19 protein-coding genes, 1 tRNA gene and 1 riboswitch are annotated in these 16,136 nt (G+C 47.8%); of the genes, 12 read left to right on the forward strand and 8 right to left on the reverse strand.

Annotated features, from left to right (window positions below; all coding sequences use genetic code 11):
* Window positions 1–10 precede the first annotated feature (10 nt).
* The 3 genes from ureC to MHH93_RS06650 are packed head-to-tail and all read right to left on the reverse strand — an operon-like array spanning window position 11 to window position 2,435.
* On the reverse strand, window positions 11–1,729 hold the full coding sequence (gene ureC, locus MHH93_RS06640) for an urease subunit alpha (protein WP_500053396.1): 1,719 nt from the start codon (window positions 1,727–1,729) through the stop codon (window positions 11–13).
* Window positions 1,726–2,115, reverse strand: coding sequence for an urease subunit beta (locus MHH93_RS06645; RefSeq protein ID WP_421887025.1), 390 nt, complete (start codon window positions 2,113–2,115; stop codon window positions 1,726–1,728). The genes ureC and MHH93_RS06645 overlap by 4 nt, the downstream gene beginning before the upstream one ends.
* A 17-nt stretch (window positions 2,116–2,132) precedes the next feature.
* Entirely contained in the window at window positions 2,133–2,435 is a 303-nt protein-coding gene (locus tag MHH93_RS06650) for an urease subunit gamma (protein ID WP_440387483.1), read from the reverse strand.
* 315 nt (window positions 2,436–2,750) lie between these two features.
* Between MHH93_RS06650 and urtA the strand changes: the two genes are divergently transcribed.
* The 5 genes from urtA (at window position 2,751) to urtE (ending at window position 7,593) form a co-directional block, all read left to right on the forward strand.
* The gene (urtA, locus tag MHH93_RS06655; protein WP_440390094.1) at window positions 2,751–3,947 is read left to right on the forward strand and encodes an urea ABC transporter substrate-binding protein; all 1,197 of its coding nucleotides are present in this window, start codon (window positions 2,751–2,753) and stop codon (window positions 3,945–3,947) included.
* A gap of 182 nt (window positions 3,948–4,129) precedes the next feature.
* The gene (gene urtB / locus MHH93_RS06660) at window positions 4,130–5,035 is read left to right on the forward strand and encodes an urea ABC transporter permease subunit UrtB (RefSeq protein ID WP_500053397.1); all 906 of its coding nucleotides are present in this window, start codon (window positions 4,130–4,132) and stop codon (window positions 5,033–5,035) included.
* A 21-nt stretch (window positions 5,036–5,056) separates the two neighbouring features.
* The gene (urtC, locus tag MHH93_RS06665) at window positions 5,057–6,148 is read left to right on the forward strand and encodes an urea ABC transporter permease subunit UrtC (RefSeq protein ID WP_440387486.1); all 1,092 of its coding nucleotides are present in this window, start codon (window positions 5,057–5,059) and stop codon (window positions 6,146–6,148) included.
* Complete coding sequence (gene urtD / locus MHH93_RS06670) at window positions 6,111–6,920, forward strand: urea ABC transporter ATP-binding protein UrtD (protein ID WP_440387487.1); 810 nt, start codon at window positions 6,111–6,113, stop codon at window positions 6,918–6,920. Before urtC ends, urtD begins: the two co-directional genes overlap by 38 nt.
* Window positions 6,898–7,593, forward strand: coding sequence for an urea ABC transporter ATP-binding subunit UrtE (urtE, locus tag MHH93_RS06675; protein ID WP_440387488.1), 696 nt, complete (start codon window positions 6,898–6,900; stop codon window positions 7,591–7,593). Before urtD ends, urtE begins: the two co-directional genes overlap by 23 nt.
* Window positions 7,594–7,626: 33 nt before the next feature.
* On the opposite strand, the gene MHH93_RS06680 is transcribed toward urtE, so the two are convergent.
* From MHH93_RS06680 to MHH93_RS06690, 3 genes are all read right to left on the reverse strand, one after another.
* Window positions 7,627–8,262 carry a nitrogen regulation protein NR(II) gene (locus MHH93_RS06680; protein ID WP_500053398.1) on the reverse strand — a complete coding sequence of 212 codons (636 nt, stop codon included), beginning with the start codon at window positions 8,260–8,262 and terminating at the stop codon, window positions 7,627–7,629.
* Between the two features lie 26 nt (window positions 8,263–8,288).
* Window positions 8,289–8,498, reverse strand: a complete 210-nt coding sequence (locus MHH93_RS06685) for an XRE family transcriptional regulator (protein WP_440387492.1) — start codon at window positions 8,496–8,498, stop codon at window positions 8,289–8,291.
* A gap of 256 nt (window positions 8,499–8,754) precedes the next feature.
* Window positions 8,755–9,456: an urease accessory protein UreF gene (locus MHH93_RS06690; protein ID WP_500053399.1), complete on the reverse strand. Its 702-nt coding sequence runs from the start codon at window positions 9,454–9,456 to the stop codon at window positions 8,755–8,757.
* Window positions 9,457–9,900: 444 nt separating this feature from the next.
* Between MHH93_RS06690 and MHH93_RS06695 the strand changes: the two genes are divergently transcribed.
* A tRNA-Leu gene (locus MHH93_RS06695) sits at window positions 9,901–9,983 on the forward strand.
* 150 nt (window positions 9,984–10,133) lie between these two features.
* Here MHH93_RS06695 and MHH93_RS06700 read toward each other — a convergent pair.
* Window positions 10,134–10,613, reverse strand: a complete 480-nt coding sequence (locus MHH93_RS06700) for a glutathione peroxidase (RefSeq protein ID WP_315938240.1) — start codon at window positions 10,611–10,613, stop codon at window positions 10,134–10,136.
* Window positions 10,614–10,982: 369 nt separating this feature from the next.
* Window positions 10,983–11,158, forward strand: a riboswitch (cyclic di-AMP (ydaO/yuaA leader).
* 115 nt (window positions 11,159–11,273) lie between these two features.
* Here MHH93_RS06700 and MHH93_RS06705 point away from each other — a divergent pair.
* Window positions 11,274–11,672 carry an HAD family hydrolase gene (locus MHH93_RS06705; RefSeq protein ID WP_235193755.1) on the forward strand — a complete coding sequence of 133 codons (399 nt, stop codon included), beginning with the start codon at window positions 11,274–11,276 and terminating at the stop codon, window positions 11,670–11,672.
* A 127-nt stretch (window positions 11,673–11,799) separates the two neighbouring features.
* Entirely contained in the window at window positions 11,800–12,483 is a 684-nt protein-coding gene (locus tag MHH93_RS06710; protein WP_500053400.1) for an HAD family hydrolase, read from the forward strand.
* 88 nt (window positions 12,484–12,571) lie between these two features.
* Here the strand turns inward: MHH93_RS06710 and MHH93_RS06715 are convergent, their stop codons facing one another.
* Window positions 12,572–13,867 carry an Nramp family divalent metal transporter gene (locus MHH93_RS06715; RefSeq protein ID WP_440390096.1) on the reverse strand — a complete coding sequence of 432 codons (1,296 nt, stop codon included), beginning with the start codon at window positions 13,865–13,867 and terminating at the stop codon, window positions 12,572–12,574.
* A gap of 385 nt (window positions 13,868–14,252) precedes the next feature.
* On the opposite strand from MHH93_RS06715, the gene MHH93_RS06720 reads away from it, so the two are divergent.
* From MHH93_RS06720 to MHH93_RS06735, 4 genes are all read left to right on the forward strand, one after another.
* Window positions 14,253–14,672 carry an organic hydroperoxide resistance protein gene (locus MHH93_RS06720; protein ID WP_017690005.1) on the forward strand — a complete coding sequence of 140 codons (420 nt, stop codon included), beginning with the start codon at window positions 14,253–14,255 and terminating at the stop codon, window positions 14,670–14,672.
* Window positions 14,673–14,883: 211 nt separating this feature from the next.
* Window positions 14,884–15,129 carry a zinc ribbon domain-containing protein gene (locus MHH93_RS06725; RefSeq protein WP_036610816.1) on the forward strand — a complete coding sequence of 82 codons (246 nt, stop codon included), beginning with the start codon at window positions 14,884–14,886 and terminating at the stop codon, window positions 15,127–15,129.
* A gap of 99 nt (window positions 15,130–15,228) precedes the next feature.
* Window positions 15,229–15,507 carry a hypothetical protein gene (locus MHH93_RS06730; protein WP_253431871.1) on the forward strand — a complete coding sequence of 93 codons (279 nt, stop codon included), beginning with the start codon at window positions 15,229–15,231 and terminating at the stop codon, window positions 15,505–15,507.
* A 192-nt stretch (window positions 15,508–15,699) separates the two neighbouring features.
* The gene (locus tag MHH93_RS06735) at window positions 15,700–16,122 is read left to right on the forward strand and encodes a thiol-disulfide oxidoreductase DCC family protein (protein ID WP_500053401.1); all 423 of its coding nucleotides are present in this window, start codon (window positions 15,700–15,702) and stop codon (window positions 16,120–16,122) included.
* Window positions 16,123–16,136 lie beyond the last annotated feature (14 nt).

Here is a 16,136-nt window from a genome sequence, read left to right on the forward strand (position 1 = left end):
GGAATTCATATTAGAACATAAAGTACCGCTGTGCCATAGGCAACTCGTCTGCGGGTTCGCAGGTGAGAAGCTCGCCGTCAGCTCGTACCTCATAGGTTTCGGGATCGACTTCAATAACGGGGGTGACATCGTTATGAATCATGTCTTTTTTAGTAACCGAGCGGCAGCCTTTGACGGGTTCAACTCGTTTCTTCAGGCCCAATGTCTCTTTGATTCCTGCCTCTGCTGCGGCTTGGGAGACAAAGGTGATCGAACCGCTGGCAAGGGCACTGCCATAAGCTCCGAACATGGGTCTGCCGAATACGGGTTGAGGTGTCGGGATGGACGCATTGGGATCACCCATCTGGGCGAAAGTAATCATGCCACCCTTGATGACAATCTCCGGTTTGACACCGAAGTAGGCAGGGTTCCATATGATTAGATCGGCCAGCTTTCCGACTTCCACCGAACCGACAAGGTGTCCGATTCCGTGTGCGATAGCAGGGTTGATGGTGTATTTGGCGACATATCTTTTGATCCGATCATTATCGGAGGGAGAACCCGGGTTGAGTTCGAGTTTGCCGCGCTGTTTTTTCATTTTGTCGGCAGTTTGCCAGGTGCGGATGATGACTTCGCCCACTCGGCCCATGGCCTGTGAATCTGAACTGATAATGCTGAACACGCCAAGATCATGCAAAATGTCTTCGGCGGCAATCGTTTCGGGACGAATCCGCGAATCGGCAAAAGCGACGTCTTCCGGGATGGATGGGTCCAGGTGATGACACACCATCAACATATCAAGGTGCTCTTCTACGGTGTTGCGTGTGTACGGTCGTGTAGGGTTGGTGGATGACGGGATAACGTAGGACTCCCCAGCGGCCCGGATAATATCCGGTGCGTGTCCGCCGCCAGCGCCTTCCGTGTGGTACGTGTGGATTGTCCGTCCGTTGATTGCAGCCAGGGTATTTTCGAGAAAACCGGTTTCGTTCAGTGTATCGGTGTGGATAGCGACTTGAACATCATGTTCCCCGGCGGCAGTCAGGCAGGTATCGATAGCGCTTGGCGTAGTTCCCCAATCCTCATGCAGTTTCAGGCCGATTACACCCGCTTCAATCTGTTCGATTAAAGGTGCGGTGCTGGAGCTGTTGCCTTTACCGAGGTAACCGATGTTCATGGGAAAAGCCTCTGCGGACTCCAGCATTCGGTGGATATGCCAGGCTCCTGGTGTGCAGGTGGTGGCTTTGGTTCCTGTTGCTGGTCCTGTTCCACCGCCGATCATGGTCGTTACTCCAGAGGATAATGCGGTCTGAATCTGCTGTGGACAGATGAAATGAATATGGGTATCGACGCCGCCGGCGGTTACAATCATGCCTTCACCAGCGATGATTTCGGTGGAAGCACCGATGACCAGTGCGGGGTGAACACCATCCATTGTATCCGGGTTGCCGGATTTGCCAATGGCGCTGATGTGCCCATCCCGAATGCCGATATCCGCTTTTACAATGCCCCAATGATCGATAATGATGGCGTTGGTGATAACAGTATCGGGAGTGCCGTCACTTCGCAGAGCGGAGGTGGATTGGCCCATTCCGTCGCGGATAACCTTGCCGCCCCCGAACTTGCTCTCATCGCCATAGACGGCATAATCATGTTCAATCTCTGCCCATAGTTCGGTATCCGCAAGTCTTACGGCATCACCAGTGGTGGGTCCGAACATTGACGCGTATTGTTCACGGCTCATTCGTTTCATGAAGGTTCACCTCCATCTTGTATGGGAGGGGAGAACGTCTTCAGGAATGCCTCCAGTTTTTGTGGATCAGGGGCCTGATCCGCAGAGCCTTCGGTTAATCCGTTGAACCCGTGTATCTGGCGTTTGCCGCCAAAGGTCGTAAGTTCGACCGGTTTCTCTTCACCGGGTTCGAAACGGACTGCGGTGCCTGCCGGGATATGCAGGCGATGTCCAAAAGCGGAAGCGCGATCGAAGTCCAGTGCTGCATTAACTTCATAAAAGTGAACGTGAGAGCCGACCTGGACGGGGCGGTCGCCGCGATTAAGGACAATCAGGCGCAAGGTTGGACGATCCGGATGACAGATGATATCGTCATCTGGTTTCAAGCGATATTCACCAGGAATCATGGCTTCTCCTGCCTTTCTCAGCGTATAGGTTCATGTACGGTAACCAGTTTGGTACCGTCAGGAAATGTGGCTTCTACCTGTACTTCAGGGATCATATCGGGAATACCATCCATACAGTCTTCGCGTGTCAGGATGGTGCCTCCGTATCTCATTAATTCGGCAACACTCATGCCATCCCGTGCCCGCTCCATGAGTTCGGAGGTCAACAGGGCTATGGCTTCGGGAACATTTAACTTGAGCCCGCGTGCTCTTCGTTCACGGGCGAGGTTAGCGGCCACGGTAATCAGGAGTTTTTCCTTTTCCTGCTCAGTCCAGTGCAAGGCAATCCGACCTTTCGCTTATAGAGTCTGATATATTCGTGGAACATATTGTATGTTAAATATACTCACACAGGGTGAACCCTTTGTCAATAAGCTTCAAAGCTTATTAGCAGCATGCATGAAACGAGTAGGCATAAAATAAAATTATGTAAGCTATATTGACATGAAGAGTGTAAGACTCCATAATTTGGATCAACGAACATTTCGGGTGTAAATGACCTTAATGTTCGGCAATAGACTAAAAAAAGGGAGTGTAGGCTATTGAAGAAGAGGACGGTCAAGTTATGGAGCATTTTGCTGGGTGCGGTCATGGTAATGACAGGATGTGTGGAGGGCACTGCTCCACCTGAAGTCTCAGGTTCGGGTGGTACAGGAGAGCCGGCTGCATCCGGTGATACGATTAAAGTGGGCATTCTTCACTCCCTCAGCGGAACTATGGCAATCAGTGAGGTATCTGTTAAAGATGCCGAGATGCTTGCTATTGAAGAGATTAACGCCGCGGGTGGAGTTTTGGGTAAGCAGATCGAGCCGGTAATTGAGGATGGTGCTTCGGATTGGCCTACTTTTGCGGAGAAGGCTGGAAAGCTGCTGCAACAAGATAAGGTCGCTGCTGTATTTGGCGGTTGGACCTCTGCAAGTCGGAAGGCTATGCTCCCGGTGTTCGAACAGAACAAAGGTCTATTGTTTTACCCGGTGCAATATGAAGGATTGGAATCGTCGCCAAATATTTTTTATACAGGAGCAACAACGAATCAGCAGATCGTTCCATCCGTAACCTGGTTACTGGAGAACAGGGGCAAGACGTTTTATCTGCTCGGTTCAGATTATGTTTTTCCAAAAACGGCCAATCAGGTCATTAAGGCACAACTCGCAGCAGAAGGCGGCGAAGTGGTGGGTGAGGAATATACACCGTTGGGACATACCGATTACAGTACCATCATTAGCAAAATCAAGGCTGCGAAGCCGGATATTGTATACAATACGCTGAACGGAGACAGCAATGTGGCCTTCTTCAAACAATTGAAGGATGCCGGAATTTCTTCGGATCAGATGACAACCCTCTCGGTAAGTGTGGCGGAGGAAGAGATCCGTGGTATTGGCGCAGACGTATTGAAGGGGCATCTCGCTTCATGGAATTATTATCAGACAACGGATACACCTGAAAATGCAACATTTGTAGCCAAGTACAAGGAAAAATACGGTGCTGATCGAGTGACGGCAGATCCAATTGAAGCGGGATATGTGGCGGTTTATCTCTGGAAGGCGGCGGTGGAAAAAGCAGGATCAACCGACGTGGAGAAGGTGAAGGCAGCTGCGAAGGGTCTGGAGTTTGATGCACCGGAAGGTAAAGTAACCGTGGATGGAGAGAATCAGCATATCTACAAAACCGTACGGATCGGTGAGGTACAGGAAGATGGGCAGTTCAAGGAATTGTGGAATTCTGGTGCGCCTGTCAAACCGGACCCTTATCTGAAAACGTATGAATGGGGAGCTTCTCTTAGCGCCAAATAACATAGAAACCTCGTAATAAATAAAGGTAACTTGCTTCAAAGCAGCCGATTCATAGACGAGGGTGTGACAACACATCCTCTCACCGTATCGCGGTAAAGCGTTACCGCTATGCAAAACGTGAGAGTGGTGCGAATTGAAGTGATGTGAACTATCGAGAGTCACGTATGGAGGAGGGGATAACGATGGATATGTTTATCCTGCAGATGTTCAATGGTCTGAGTATCAGTTCAATTTTGTTGTTGATTGCACTTGGTCTGGCGGTAACGTTTGGGCTGATGAATGTGATCAATATGGCTCACGGTGAACTGATTATGATCGGTGCATATGCAACGTATGTAACACAAAATCTGTTCATGTCCTATGCTCCAGCGGCGTGGTTTGGTGCCTACTTTGTTGTTGCTTTGCCGATTGCGTTCATCGTAGCTGCTCTGATTGGCTGGTTGCTCGAAGTGGTGCTGATCAGGCATCTATATGGCAGGCCGCTGGATAGTCTGCTCGCGACCTGGGGTGTAGGGATGATGCTGCAACAACTGGCCCGTACAATATTCGGTGCACCAAATGTGGGGGTATCCAGTCCGGCTTGGCTCAATGGAGGGTTGGCGATCTCGGACGGCATTATATTTCCGTACAAGCGAATTTTCATTATCGCACTGGTTGCGGTTGTGCTGCTGTGTATGTATCTCTATATCTATCGAACATCTTCCGGAAGACGAATGAGGGCTGTGATGCAGAACCGAAGTATGGCGGGGTGTCTTGGGATTTCGACCCGACGGGTGGATGGCATGACCTTTGCCATTGGTTCGGGCATCGCCGGAATTGCTGGTTGTGCGTTAACACTTATCGGTCCAATTGGTCCTTCCCTTGGTACCTATTATATTGTGGATGCGTTCATGGTCGTTGTTCTGGGTGGGGTGGGGAAATTGGTTGGAACCGTGTGCGGTGCGCTGGGGATCGGCATGTTCAACACATTGTTCGAAACATATACCTCGGCCTCGATTGGCAAGGTGCTTGTGTTTGTATGTATCGTTGCTTTTCTGCAATGGAAACCACGCGGCTTGGTCGCGATGCGCACACGGAGTCTCGATTAACGTGAAGAAGGGGGTTAGTTCATGTCGGCATTACTCAAAACTGGCAGTCTGAAAATGAGGATTATCTGGGCGGTTGTACTGATCATGATGTGTCTTGCTCCGCTGATCTCCACGGAGTTTCGTCTGAGCCTGTTAGCCAAGTTTTTGGCACTGGCGATCCTGGCCATCGGTCTCGATCTGATCTGGGGGTATGGGGGTGTGTTGAGTCTTGGGCATGGGGTATTCTTTGGTCTGGGTGGGTACGCGATGGCGATGTATCTGAAGCTTCAGGCCAGTGGAGCAACACTTCCTGACTTCATGGGATGGAGTGGTCTCAGTGGTCTGCCGTGGTTCTGGGAACCATTTCGCTCTTTCCCCGTGGCGCTGATATTGGGGATAGCCCTTCCGGCATTACTCGCCTTTGCCCTGGGGTGGTTTACGTTCCGTAACCGGATCACCGGTGTTTATTTTACCATCCTGACTCAGGCTTTGGTTCTCATCACAGTGACGTTATTTGTTGGCAAACAGGAATGGACGGGTGGAACGAATGGCATTACCGGATATAATTCAATCTTTGGTTTTACACTTCATTCCGCTGGAACAACCATTGTTCTCTACTATATAACGCTTGCTGTTCTGGTGATCGCGTATGTGCTCTGTCGTCGAATGGTGAACAGTCGTTTCGGTCAGGTGCTCGAAGCGGCGCGTGATGGAGAGAATCGGGTGCGATTCCTCGGATATGATCCGGCAGGATACAAAACGCTGGCTTTTGCCTTTTCCGGTGCACTTGCAGGCATCGCGGGCATGCTGTTTGTTCTTCAGGTAGGCATTATCTCGCCATCCATGATGGGCATTGTTCCTTCCATTGAGATGGTCCTCTGGGTTGCACTGGGTGGTCGCGGTACGCTTATTGGAGCGGTTATCGGAGCGGTGGTGCTGAATGCAGCCAAAACAGGCATCAGCGAAGCTTACCCTGAAGGATGGCTGTTTGTCATTGGTGGGCTCTTTGTAACGGTCGTCTTGTTCATGCCTAACGGAATTGTGGGTGTGTATCGTCATGTCGTTCGCTTGCTGAAACGGAGAGGAGAAAGTGCACATGTCCAAGTCACTCGGGAAAAACCTGAAGTCTACTGAGGATTCAGCGGTTCTGATCGCCGAGGATATTACGGTGGCATTTGGCGGGTTCGTTGCGGTCAAAGGAATGAATCTGAAGCTGCATGAGCATGATCTGCATTTTCTGATTGGACCGAATGGTGCAGGGAAAACCACGATGCTGGATGTGATATGTGGTAAAACCAAACCCATGTCCGGCTCGGTGAAAATAGCGGATGGCACGGAATTGACGCGACTGAGAGAACACCAGATTGTTCGCAAAGGTGTAGGACGCAAATTCCAGGCGCCATCGATCTTCGCAGGTCTGACGGTGCAGGAGAATCTGACACTGGCGGCAGAGACTCGCCGTTCTCCTTTGCAAGCCATCGGTATTCGTCGATATGGGAAAATGAGTGCTGCCATGGAGCGTGTTACCCTCCAGATTGGTCTGCAAGATCGCGTCTATGCTCGTGCAGGGGCGTTATCACATGGGGAGAAGCAGTGGCTTGAGATTGGCATGTTGCTTCTGCAAGAGCCGCGTTTGTTGTTACTGGACGAACCAGCCGCAGGCATGACGGATGAAGAAACACACAAGACCGGGCGACTTCTGCAAGAGATTGCGTGTGAACGCTCGGTTGTGGTGGTGGAGCATGATATGGAGTTTGTACGAGAGTTCGCAGCCAAGGTAACAGTAATGCATGAAGGGAAACTGCTGAAGGAAGGTACGATGGCGGAGGTACAGGCAGACCCGAAAGTGGCTGAAGTGTATCTGGGTAAAAGGAGGGATGACCATGCTGTCGCTGCAACGAATTGAATCCGGCTACGGGGAAAGCAATGTGCTACGTGGAGTGAACCTGGACGTAAAGCCTGGACAGGTGGTGTGCCTAATGGGCCGTAACGGTGTAGGTAAAACAACATTGATGAAAACATTAATGGGCCTGCTCAAAACACGTAAAGGCAGTATTCAGTGGCAACATCAGGAGTTATCTACCTTGGACACAGCCAAGCGGGCAAGAGCAGGGATTGGTTATGTACCGCAGGGGCGGGAGATTTTTCCGCAGCTTACGGTGAAAGAAAACTTGTTGCTTGGCCTGGAGACAAGTGCGCCGGGGGTAAAGGTGTTCCCAGAGGATGTGCTGGCGATGTTTCCAGTGCTTGCTACAATGTATGGACGGCAGGGCGGGGATCTGAGTGGTGGGCAGCAGCAACAGTTGGCATTCGCTCGTGCGTTGGCTTCACGTCCCGGGTTGTTATTACTTGATGAGCCGACAGAAGGCATTCAGCCTTCTATCGTGGAGGATATTCGGCAGGTTATTTTGCAGCTCAAGGCAAAGGGAGACCTCTCGGTTCTGTTGGTAGAGCAAAGTATTGATTTCGTGCGAAGTGCCGCAGATTATATCTATATTATGGACAAAGGAACGATCACCTTGCATGGGACACCGCAAGAACTGGATATGTCGCAGTTTGAACATCATCTGTCTGTGTGATTCCTGTTAGCGTGTGGAGTATAAAGAAAGGTTTCAGGAACGCTTGTCCAGAATATTTGAGTATTTCGGGTATAACCGCCGGATGCATTCCGGGCAGATGTCATGGGTAAATTCGGCGTGGGTATGCTTCTCCAGATAACTCTCAACGGAGTTCCAATGTTCCTTTTCGTCCTTGATTTGTTTGCAGACAGCGCAAATAGGCAGGAGTCCGCGCAATGTGCGCACGTCAGACAGGGCCTTTTTTAATTGGCGTTCTGTCTTTTTCTGTTCGGTAATATCCATGTGTGCAATCAGAGCGAGATCGATATCCAAAATTGAATTCGCATGAGACAGAGGGGTGAGTTCCACGCGAAACCACCGCTCTTCGTTGCATGCCGTATACACGCAGATGTCGTATGTATGATTTCGATGAAAAGGTACTCCGCGTTCTTTCAAATTCTGTGCGACAAGTGCCGTGTGTGCGTTCTTGCTTCGTATTGCCCAGGCTTCCGTCAGATGCAGGTAATGTGTATGATTACTGCTCGCTTCCGGGTTGAGTAATGATTGGCCGAGTCCCTGTTGCCATGCGTGGTTACAACTGTGGATAACCCAATGGTGATCAACGATGATGAGTTGGTGACGAATGGACTGGAACGATAGCCTCTCCAGATCGGATGTAACATGTCTCATGGATGGGGCCCTCCTTGGCAGAAATTTTATCTCAGTTCATCTGGAATATCCAAAATGTCAGCAACCAGGTGTCTGAATCGGGTGGCTTTACGCGTGCCGTGAATGAGATTGGATAAACGGTAGGGTGGGATGCCATGCTGTTCGCAAAAGGTCTTCTGGTCCACTTGAAGTTCGGTTAGCCGTCGTTTGATGGCCCATCCGAACGGGGTCACTGGTTTTTTCTTGTTCTTGTTCAAAAGGGTTCACCCCTGGTTAGAATGTAGTATTCAGTCGCCATTTCTTCGTGTAAAATATATAGAAATACGAGCTGTGTATTTTATTATATACGTAAATGCGTCATCTAACAATTAAAAAAGACGGAAAAAAGTGTATTTTTTGATGTTAAATGGCGTAAATACGTTAAATAAACAAATAAAACGACAAAAAACACGACGGCAAGGAGGTTGCCGCGTGTTTTTGTGTTTGTCTGAATGAAGGGGAGAAGGAAGAGGATTAGGCTCTGTAGGCATGAAGTCCAGCTCCAAGCATATGGAAACTGGGGAAAAATGATTTCATGGACATCGAGGTTGGTTGTACCAGTCCATCCGTAGCCGAGGCGCATACGGTATTCCATTCATTCTCCAGATCTGAGGCCAGGCGTACCATCAGATCTTTGGTTATATCGTTGTTCAGGGGAATGACTTTGGAGGCTTCGGTTATGCAGGCATTCATGGCTGAATGCAGGTAACCAAGGACCGCTTCCTCGACCGGGATGTCGAGGTGATGGTTAATCCAGGCGTGAACAGTGGAGAGGCAGCCAACCGAATCATATTTGGCGAAGATCTGTTCGAGCTGGCTGAAATCAATCCAGGGGTGCAGAGCGCGTGCCAGTCTGATCAATCGTTTTCCCATGGCGGCAGCTTGTTCTCTGAGATCTCCAGGAGTTCGCTGAACGTGGACCAGTTTATCGATCAGAGCTATCCGCCATGTATCCTTGTGATCTGCTGCGGTATAGATGCCTTTGATGGCCATGCCTTCAAGACGAACAATGCTGGGATGCAACTGACAACGCATGAATGATTCGAGATCTTCAGCATTACGAATGGTACCCTCCCTGATATGGATATCCATGCCGAAGGAATGGGTAAACCCTCCAACCTGAATAGAGGAATCAAGCAGTTTGACATAATCGAGCAGCTTATTCCCACGGTTCACAATCATTCGCCTCCTGTGTTCGTTAAATGTCATGTTAAATGACATTTATATTCCTTTTTGTTAACTTTATGTTTGGAAATCCGAATTATATGATAGTTATCATCCCATAAATGTCCGCTTTTTGTCAATAGTATCTGTTGAATTTAATGAATAGATTCTGATATTTAATATTTGTGTTATTTTATATAACCTATTGTGTTATTTGTGTGGCGAAGTGCAGGGAGGACTATATATAAGGAAGGACTACATATTAATGAATCAACAAGATCGGCTCTAGCCGGAAAAGAGGGGATCAAATCTAAGGATATGCAGTTCATGGATAAACATGACGAGAATATGCGTTTTTTGAGGAAAATGCCTGGCTGAAAAAGAAGGTTTAAAAAATACTTTACTTTTATTTCTGAACCCGGTATAATCAATTCTGTTGCCGATTATTTACGACATGCGGTCGTGGTGGAATGGCAGACACGCTATCTTGAGGGGGTAGTGGGCGTATGCCCGTGGAGGTTCGAGTCCTCTCGACCGCATCATATGAACGATGAAGAAGAAGCTTTCCTTTAATGGAGAGCTTCTTTTTTTGTGTCTTTTCGAACAGTCGGGTATCCAGGGGTGAGAAAAAAGGCCATCCATTCCCGGGGGTAATGGTGCTCTACCTTCCGGCACGGGTGGCCAATGTACTATTTTTGCAGCAAATTCTTGATATCTTCTTCAATCTTGTCAGGTGTTGTTTTCGGAGCATAACGCTTAATTACCTGTCCGTTCTGATCCACAAGGAATTTGGTGAAATTCCATTTGATTGCTTTGGAGCCAAGCAGGCCTGGTGCTTCTTTGCTAAGGTGCTGGAAGAGAGGGTGAGCGCTTGAGCCATTCACATCAATTTTCTCAAACATCGGGAAGCTTACGCCATAATTCATCTGACAGAACTCGGCGATATCGTCGGAAGAACCTTTTTCCTGTGCAAATTGGTTGCTTGGAAAACCAAGGACTTCAAACGGGGCATCTTGGAACTTGTCTTGCAGTTCTTGCAGACCTTTGAACTGAGGGGTAAGTCCGCATGAGCTTGCGGTATTTACAATCAGTAACACTTTATCACGGTAGTCGGACATTTCAACTTCTTGGCCCCGAAGGGTATTGACTTTGTAATCGTAAACTGTCATCTAATCGCCTCCATGATATCATCTGATATCTCTTATTATATTGGATGCAATTAAATAATGCAAAATTAATATGGTGTTAAAAGAACCAAAACGGGCAAGTTGTGCAGAATACGTGAATGAAATGCGAAGTGACTTTCGTCAGAGTGAGAATTAGATAGCCTTGAAGAGATGGATAGAGTATAACCATGTTGTAAGCGTTATTATGGATCGGTATTGGCGAAAATCTGTCGATTCGGTGATCTGTACGGACTTTACACCGTCATGGTACGGGTGTATGATTCATAACGTAATTTCAATTTAAACTAAATTGTACCTGAAAAACGAAACAAACGATAATATCGCTCGATCTGATCTTAAGATATACGAACGATGTTTTAATCGCTGAGTTTCCATTCAGTCATGAGTGGGAAACGGGGGAACCAACAGAATGCGCTGTCCAGGACAGTAGGCATTCATGGGGTGAATTTTCCGGTGACAGCCGGAAATAGGGCGACTCTCGCGCCCGAATCCGTCAGCTAACCTCGTAAGCGTTAAAGGGAGAGGCAACAAGCCGTACGCTGGTTCATGGTGTTTTCGCCATGGATTCTTTAAGAAGCGTTCGGGAGGCCTTGGTCCCCCACGCTTCTTTTTTGTTGTCTTTTCACGCCAAGGGAGGAACGAATGATGGATACTGAGATGATCTTAGTGACTGCTCCAAATGAAGCAGGACGCAAATTTATCAAATTGCTGATGTACAAAAAAATGCCGTTTGCCGTTCTAACCAACAGTGCAGGGGAAGAGCGCAGACTCCGTAGAATCGGGGTAGAGCATGTCATTCGCATGAATACGGCTGCAGCTCAAAAATGGTTTTTGCCGCAGGGCAGCGTGGGCAACGTGTTTATTTTTGAGAACAGCCTGAACCTGACTTGCCGTTATTTACAGATCTGCCGTTCATGGACATCGAAATCCCTGTGCGTCATTACGGAACAGAGTCATCCAAAGGGCATCTATCGGGGCATGGGCGCAGACCGGATTGTATATTCACTCAATGGGGAAGTCGGCTTTCTCCTCAATGGTTAATGCCATAGCTTGTGATTGCTCAGGTGTAAGGTGCCTGTTATAATTGAATGTATCGATAAACGGAAATTTGAGGAGACTCATGCAAGATGGTGAGTCTTCTTTTTTATGCTTACAAGGAGGAATTGGCGTGCCGGATGTAGGTGGATTAAAGTGGTTGTTTTTTGATGTTGGAGATACGCTGGTGGATGAATGGGAGCCGGTTGATGATATTATCGGACAGTTCGTCCGCGAAGCCTGTGCTTTGGGGTATCCGGTAAAGATTGAGGCGGTACGCGAACTGTTCGCGAACTGTTACCAAAGTTATGAGCAATGGCCTATGAGAGTGGCGATTAGCACATTCGTTGACGACGAGGGACACCAGAAACAGATTCAGGACAAGCTGAAGTTTCAAAAAGATCTTGAACGTCCTTTTCCTTCAGCGGATTCCGTTCTCCAGCAGTTGTCACGGTATTATCGCATTGGCATTATTGCCAATCAGAGTCCCGGAACGGAAGAGAGACTGGAGAGTTACGGACTGCGGAAGTATGTTGATGTTCTGGCCTGCTCGGCTGAAGAAGGGGTGTCCAAGCCAGATCCGGAGTTATACGCGGTGGCCCTGAAACAGGCAGGATGTACGCCAGAGGAAGCCGTCATGGTCGGGGATCGGATCGATAACGATATTATACCTGCTCGGAAGCTGGGCATGCGTACGATTCGAATTATGCAAGGTTACGGAAGATTCCAGCCAGACCGATCGGAGGACGAACGTGCGGATTGGACTGTTGATTCATTGGATCAACTCCTGCCGTTACTGGTGCCGAATCAGGATTAGGTGATTATTAATAAAAGAAGGCTGATCAATCTGGTATCGAATACCGGAGTTGATCAGCCTTTTTAGTATTTTATCAATAAGAACGTGATTAGAATAACCGGATCGTTTGAATGATCAGATAGATATTCAGCACCACGATAATCGAGGCAATGACCCATGAAATGATGTTGAGCCACAATTTGTTGGCGAATGCCCCCATGCTTTTTTTGTCACTCGTGAACATCACCAGGGGAATTACCGCAAAAGGCAATTGAAGCGACAGCACAACCTGGCTCAAAATGAGCAGTTCTTCTGTGCCGTGTTCTCCTGCAATCGCTGTGACAATTACCGCCGGGATGATGGCGATCAGACGTGTGACCAGTCGGCGCAGCCAAGCTGGAATTCGAATGTTCAGGAAGCCTTCCATCACAATCTGTCCAGCGAGTGTCCCTGTAAGGGTAGAATTCTGACCTGATGCTAACAACGCCACACCGAACAGGATACTTGCAACCGTTGTACCCAATAGAGGTGTCAGCAGATGGTAGGCATCTGCGATCTCGGCAACCTGTGTCATGCCGGCACTATGGAATACAGCAGCGGATACAATCAGGATGGCCGCATTGATGAACAAGGCGAGTGTCAGCGCGATTGTAGAGTCCATGGTCGAATAACGAATCGCTTCTTTTTTGCCCTGTGGTGTCTGTTCGATCTGACGCGTCTGCACAATGGAAGAATGCAGATACAGATTATGCGGCATCACGGTTGCTCCTATAATACCAATGGCAATATAGAGCATGGCAGGGTTCTGCAGGATCTCCACATTTGGGACAAAACCATGGAGAACACCGCCCATATCCGGTTTTGCCAGGAACAGGTCAATCCCGAAGCAGAGGGCAATGGTCGCCATCAGCACAATAACGAGAGTTTCCAGGGCGCGGAAGCCTTTATTTTGCAGCACCAGAATCAGAAGTACATCAACTGCGGTGATGATAACACCGTACAACATGGGGATGTTGAATAACAGCTTTAACGCGATGGCAGAACCGATGACCTCAGCCAGATCGGTAGCTGCAATGGCAAGTTCGCACAGGATCCATAACATCATGACAACAGGCATGCTGAAGCGTTCACGACAGGCTTGAGCCAGATCCCGTCCAGTGACGATGCCGAGTTTTCCAGCCAACGATTGAAGTACAACGGCCATCAGGTTCGAGAGCAGGATGACGGATAACAAGGTATACCCGAACTGCGAGCCGCCTGCGATATCTGTTGCCCAGTTGCCGGGGTCCATGTAACCTACGGCAACGAGGTATCCTGGGCCAACGAAGGCGAGAAATTTTTTCCACCATGCAGCATTCTGCGGAACTTTCATGGAGCTATGCGCTTCTCCAAGGGAAGGGGCCATGCCTGCAGTAGACAATGATTCTCTTGAAGGAGCGTTGAACGGATTTTTTTTACTCATACGATAATCACCTGACTTTGGAATATTGATGCGGGACAAACCGCGCATGATATATCTAAATTTTTATGTTTATTGTTACATTGTACTCCTTCAATAATTTTTGTCTAGTGCAACTTTTATGTATTAACACAAAATTTCGGTTCTAATTCGTAAAAGCCCCTTCGTATATTACCCAACCTCAGGAAAAATACAGCCATGGTGTTAAAATGCATGAAAATAATAAAGTTGTAAAAGCTGATAAAGATACAACTTGCGTTTCAAAATGAGCCAGAAGTTTAAATTGAAAGCAAGGCAGTTAAAAACTATATGGATAAGGGAGAGATTCTAAATGGAAGCTTTATATACAGCAGTAGCGACAGTTAAAGGTGGACGTACAGGTTCGGTGACTTCTTCGGATGGCGTGCTCAAACATGATCTGAAAATGCCCAAAGAGCTTGGTGGTTCCGGTGGTGAAGGTACCAACCCTGAACAGCTCTTCGCCGCTGGATATGGAGCATGTTATGAAAGTGCACTTGCCAATGTAGCACGTAAAGCAGGTGTAAAATTGGAGAATGTGGTCGTTACAAGTAACGTATCCATTGGTAAAGACCCTGCGGATGACGGTTTCCAATTATCTGTTCGTCTGGACGTGAGTATGCCTGGTGTCGATCACAGTCAAGCAGAAGATCTGGCGCGCAAGGCACATGATTTCTGTCCGTATTCCAAAGCGACACGTGGTAACATTGATGTTGTATTGAACGTAGTCTAAGATTCGACTCCCGCAAGTAAAGGGGAACATATAGAGCAGGGGTATTTCTGATACCTGATGTTCGATTACAAAGCCCTGCTGGCAATCGGCAGGGTTTTGTGTTGATTATAATCTAAGGACATGATGCAGGAGATCAGATGCCGGATCGCGTACTATTTTACATAATTGCACTCCCACTTCATGCTACACATTCCATAAAGGGGGAACGAAGATGAGTATTGAAGAGATGATCGAGCGCCGATTTGTATGCACGAAATGCAGGGGCACGGATTGTAACATTAAGGAAGTTTCCATGTCAGGAGCTGGCCTGAGCAAGATGTTTGATATACAACATAACCACTACCTGTTCGTGGCTTGTGCTTCCTGCGGCTATGTTGAAGTATTTGATCCGGATGTTTTGAAAGGTAAAAAACAAGGGCAAGTAGGGACGATTCTGGATATTCTGTTTGGCGGGTAGACATGCGCGAGTTGACATTGAACTGAATTTTCTTTAATATAACTTAGTACTGAGTAGTGTCATTGCATGAACCAAATTTGAATTAAACAGGTGATATCCATGTCTTATAGACCGCGTATTGCAGATTTAGAATTAGCTTATGGTAACAAGGAAGACGGATTGTACGAATTCAAAATGAATTTGGTAGACGGTACAAAATGCCGTGTATTCTACTCCCGTTCTCCCGAATGGAAGATGACCAATATCAGCCGTCTGCAGAAAACGCCTTGTCCAGTATGTCGCAAAGATTTCATTTGCAAATGTATGGACCAGTGGGCAAGTGACCTGCATCAACAAATGATCGATGACCAATGGATGGAAAAGGCAATTGCTGAGTAATTGTCGGACAAGATACGAGCGTGGGCACAATGCCTGCGCTCTTTTTCTTTATACTTCCCATTAATGCGTGTTCAAAAAGAGCGGTTTGCGGACTTTTTGAACTACTTCTAGAAGTAATATTTTTAGAATTAGGAAACAAGATGGCTCAGATTGGGTAAGTTACTCTAACCGCAACAATAGGAGGCAGCCAATATGACAGCAAATCAAACGGATGTGCATCAGGGACATCCCATCGTACTGGTGGATGGCGTCTGTCACTTCTGCCAGGGCTTAACCAAATGGATTATCAAGCGTGACCCGGAAGGGAAATATCATTTTGCCTCGCTCCAATCCGATGTAGCCAAGGAACTGCTGGCGAAGGGTAATTTATCGACAGACAGTATGGACACTTTTGTTCTGATTGAAAATGGAAAATACTATACACGCTCAACCGCCGCACTGCGATTGGCAAAAGGTCTGAAGTTCCCTTATCCATTATTATATGTGTTCATTGTTGTACCGAAATTTATTCGTAATGCAGTCTATAACTGGGTTGCTCGCAACCGTTATCGCTGGTTTGGCAAGGATGAAGCATGCATGTTGCCTACACCGGAGATCAAAGATCGATTTTTATGATTAATAACGGAAAT

This window comes from Priestia sp. FSL H7-0729 (assembly GCF_038005685.1).
GTDB lineage: Bacteria > Bacillota > Bacilli > Paenibacillales > Paenibacillaceae > Paenibacillus.

Excerpts from the sequence above, each read along its gene's own strand:
- MHH93_RS06715 (WP_440390096.1), bottom strand. The coding sequence starts at position 13,867 with ATGGCCCCTTCCCTTGGAGAAGCGCATAGCTCCATGAAAGTTCCGCAG.
- urtB (WP_500053397.1), top strand. The coding sequence starts at position 4,130 with ATGGATATGTTTATCCTGCAGATGTTCAATGGTCTGAGTATCAGTTCA.
- MHH93_RS06700 (WP_315938240.1), bottom strand. The coding sequence starts at position 10,613 with ATGACAGTTTACGATTACAAAGTCAATACCCTTCGGGGCCAAGAAGTT.
- MHH93_RS06705 (WP_235193755.1), top strand. The coding sequence starts at position 11,274 with ATGATGGATACTGAGATGATCTTAGTGACTGCTCCAAATGAAGCAGGA.
- urtC (WP_440387486.1), top strand. The coding sequence starts at position 5,057 with ATGTCGGCATTACTCAAAACTGGCAGTCTGAAAATGAGGATTATCTGG.
- urtD (WP_440387487.1), top strand. The coding sequence starts at position 6,111 with ATGTCCAAGTCACTCGGGAAAAACCTGAAGTCTACTGAGGATTCAGCG.
- MHH93_RS06735 (WP_500053401.1), top strand. The coding sequence starts at position 15,700 with ATGACAGCAAATCAAACGGATGTGCATCAGGGACATCCCATCGTACTG.
- MHH93_RS06680 (WP_500053398.1), bottom strand. The coding sequence starts at position 8,262 with ATGAGACATGTTACATCCGATCTGGAGAGGCTATCGTTCCAGTCCATT.
- ureC (WP_500053396.1), bottom strand. The coding sequence starts at position 1,729 with ATGAAACGAATGAGCCGTGAACAATACGCGTCAATGTTCGGACCCACC.
- MHH93_RS06730 (WP_253431871.1), top strand. The coding sequence starts at position 15,229 with ATGTCTTATAGACCGCGTATTGCAGATTTAGAATTAGCTTATGGTAAC.
- MHH93_RS06645 (WP_421887025.1), bottom strand. The coding sequence starts at position 2,115 with ATGATTCCTGGTGAATATCGCTTGAAACCAGATGACGATATCATCTGT.
- MHH93_RS06725 (WP_036610816.1), top strand. The coding sequence starts at position 14,884 with ATGAGTATTGAAGAGATGATCGAGCGCCGATTTGTATGCACGAAATGC.
- urtA (WP_440390094.1), top strand. The coding sequence starts at position 2,751 with ATGACAGGATGTGTGGAGGGCACTGCTCCACCTGAAGTCTCAGGTTCG.
- urtE (WP_440387488.1), top strand. The coding sequence starts at position 6,898 with ATGCTGTCGCTGCAACGAATTGAATCCGGCTACGGGGAAAGCAATGTG.
- MHH93_RS06720 (WP_017690005.1), top strand. The coding sequence starts at position 14,253 with ATGGAAGCTTTATATACAGCAGTAGCGACAGTTAAAGGTGGACGTACA.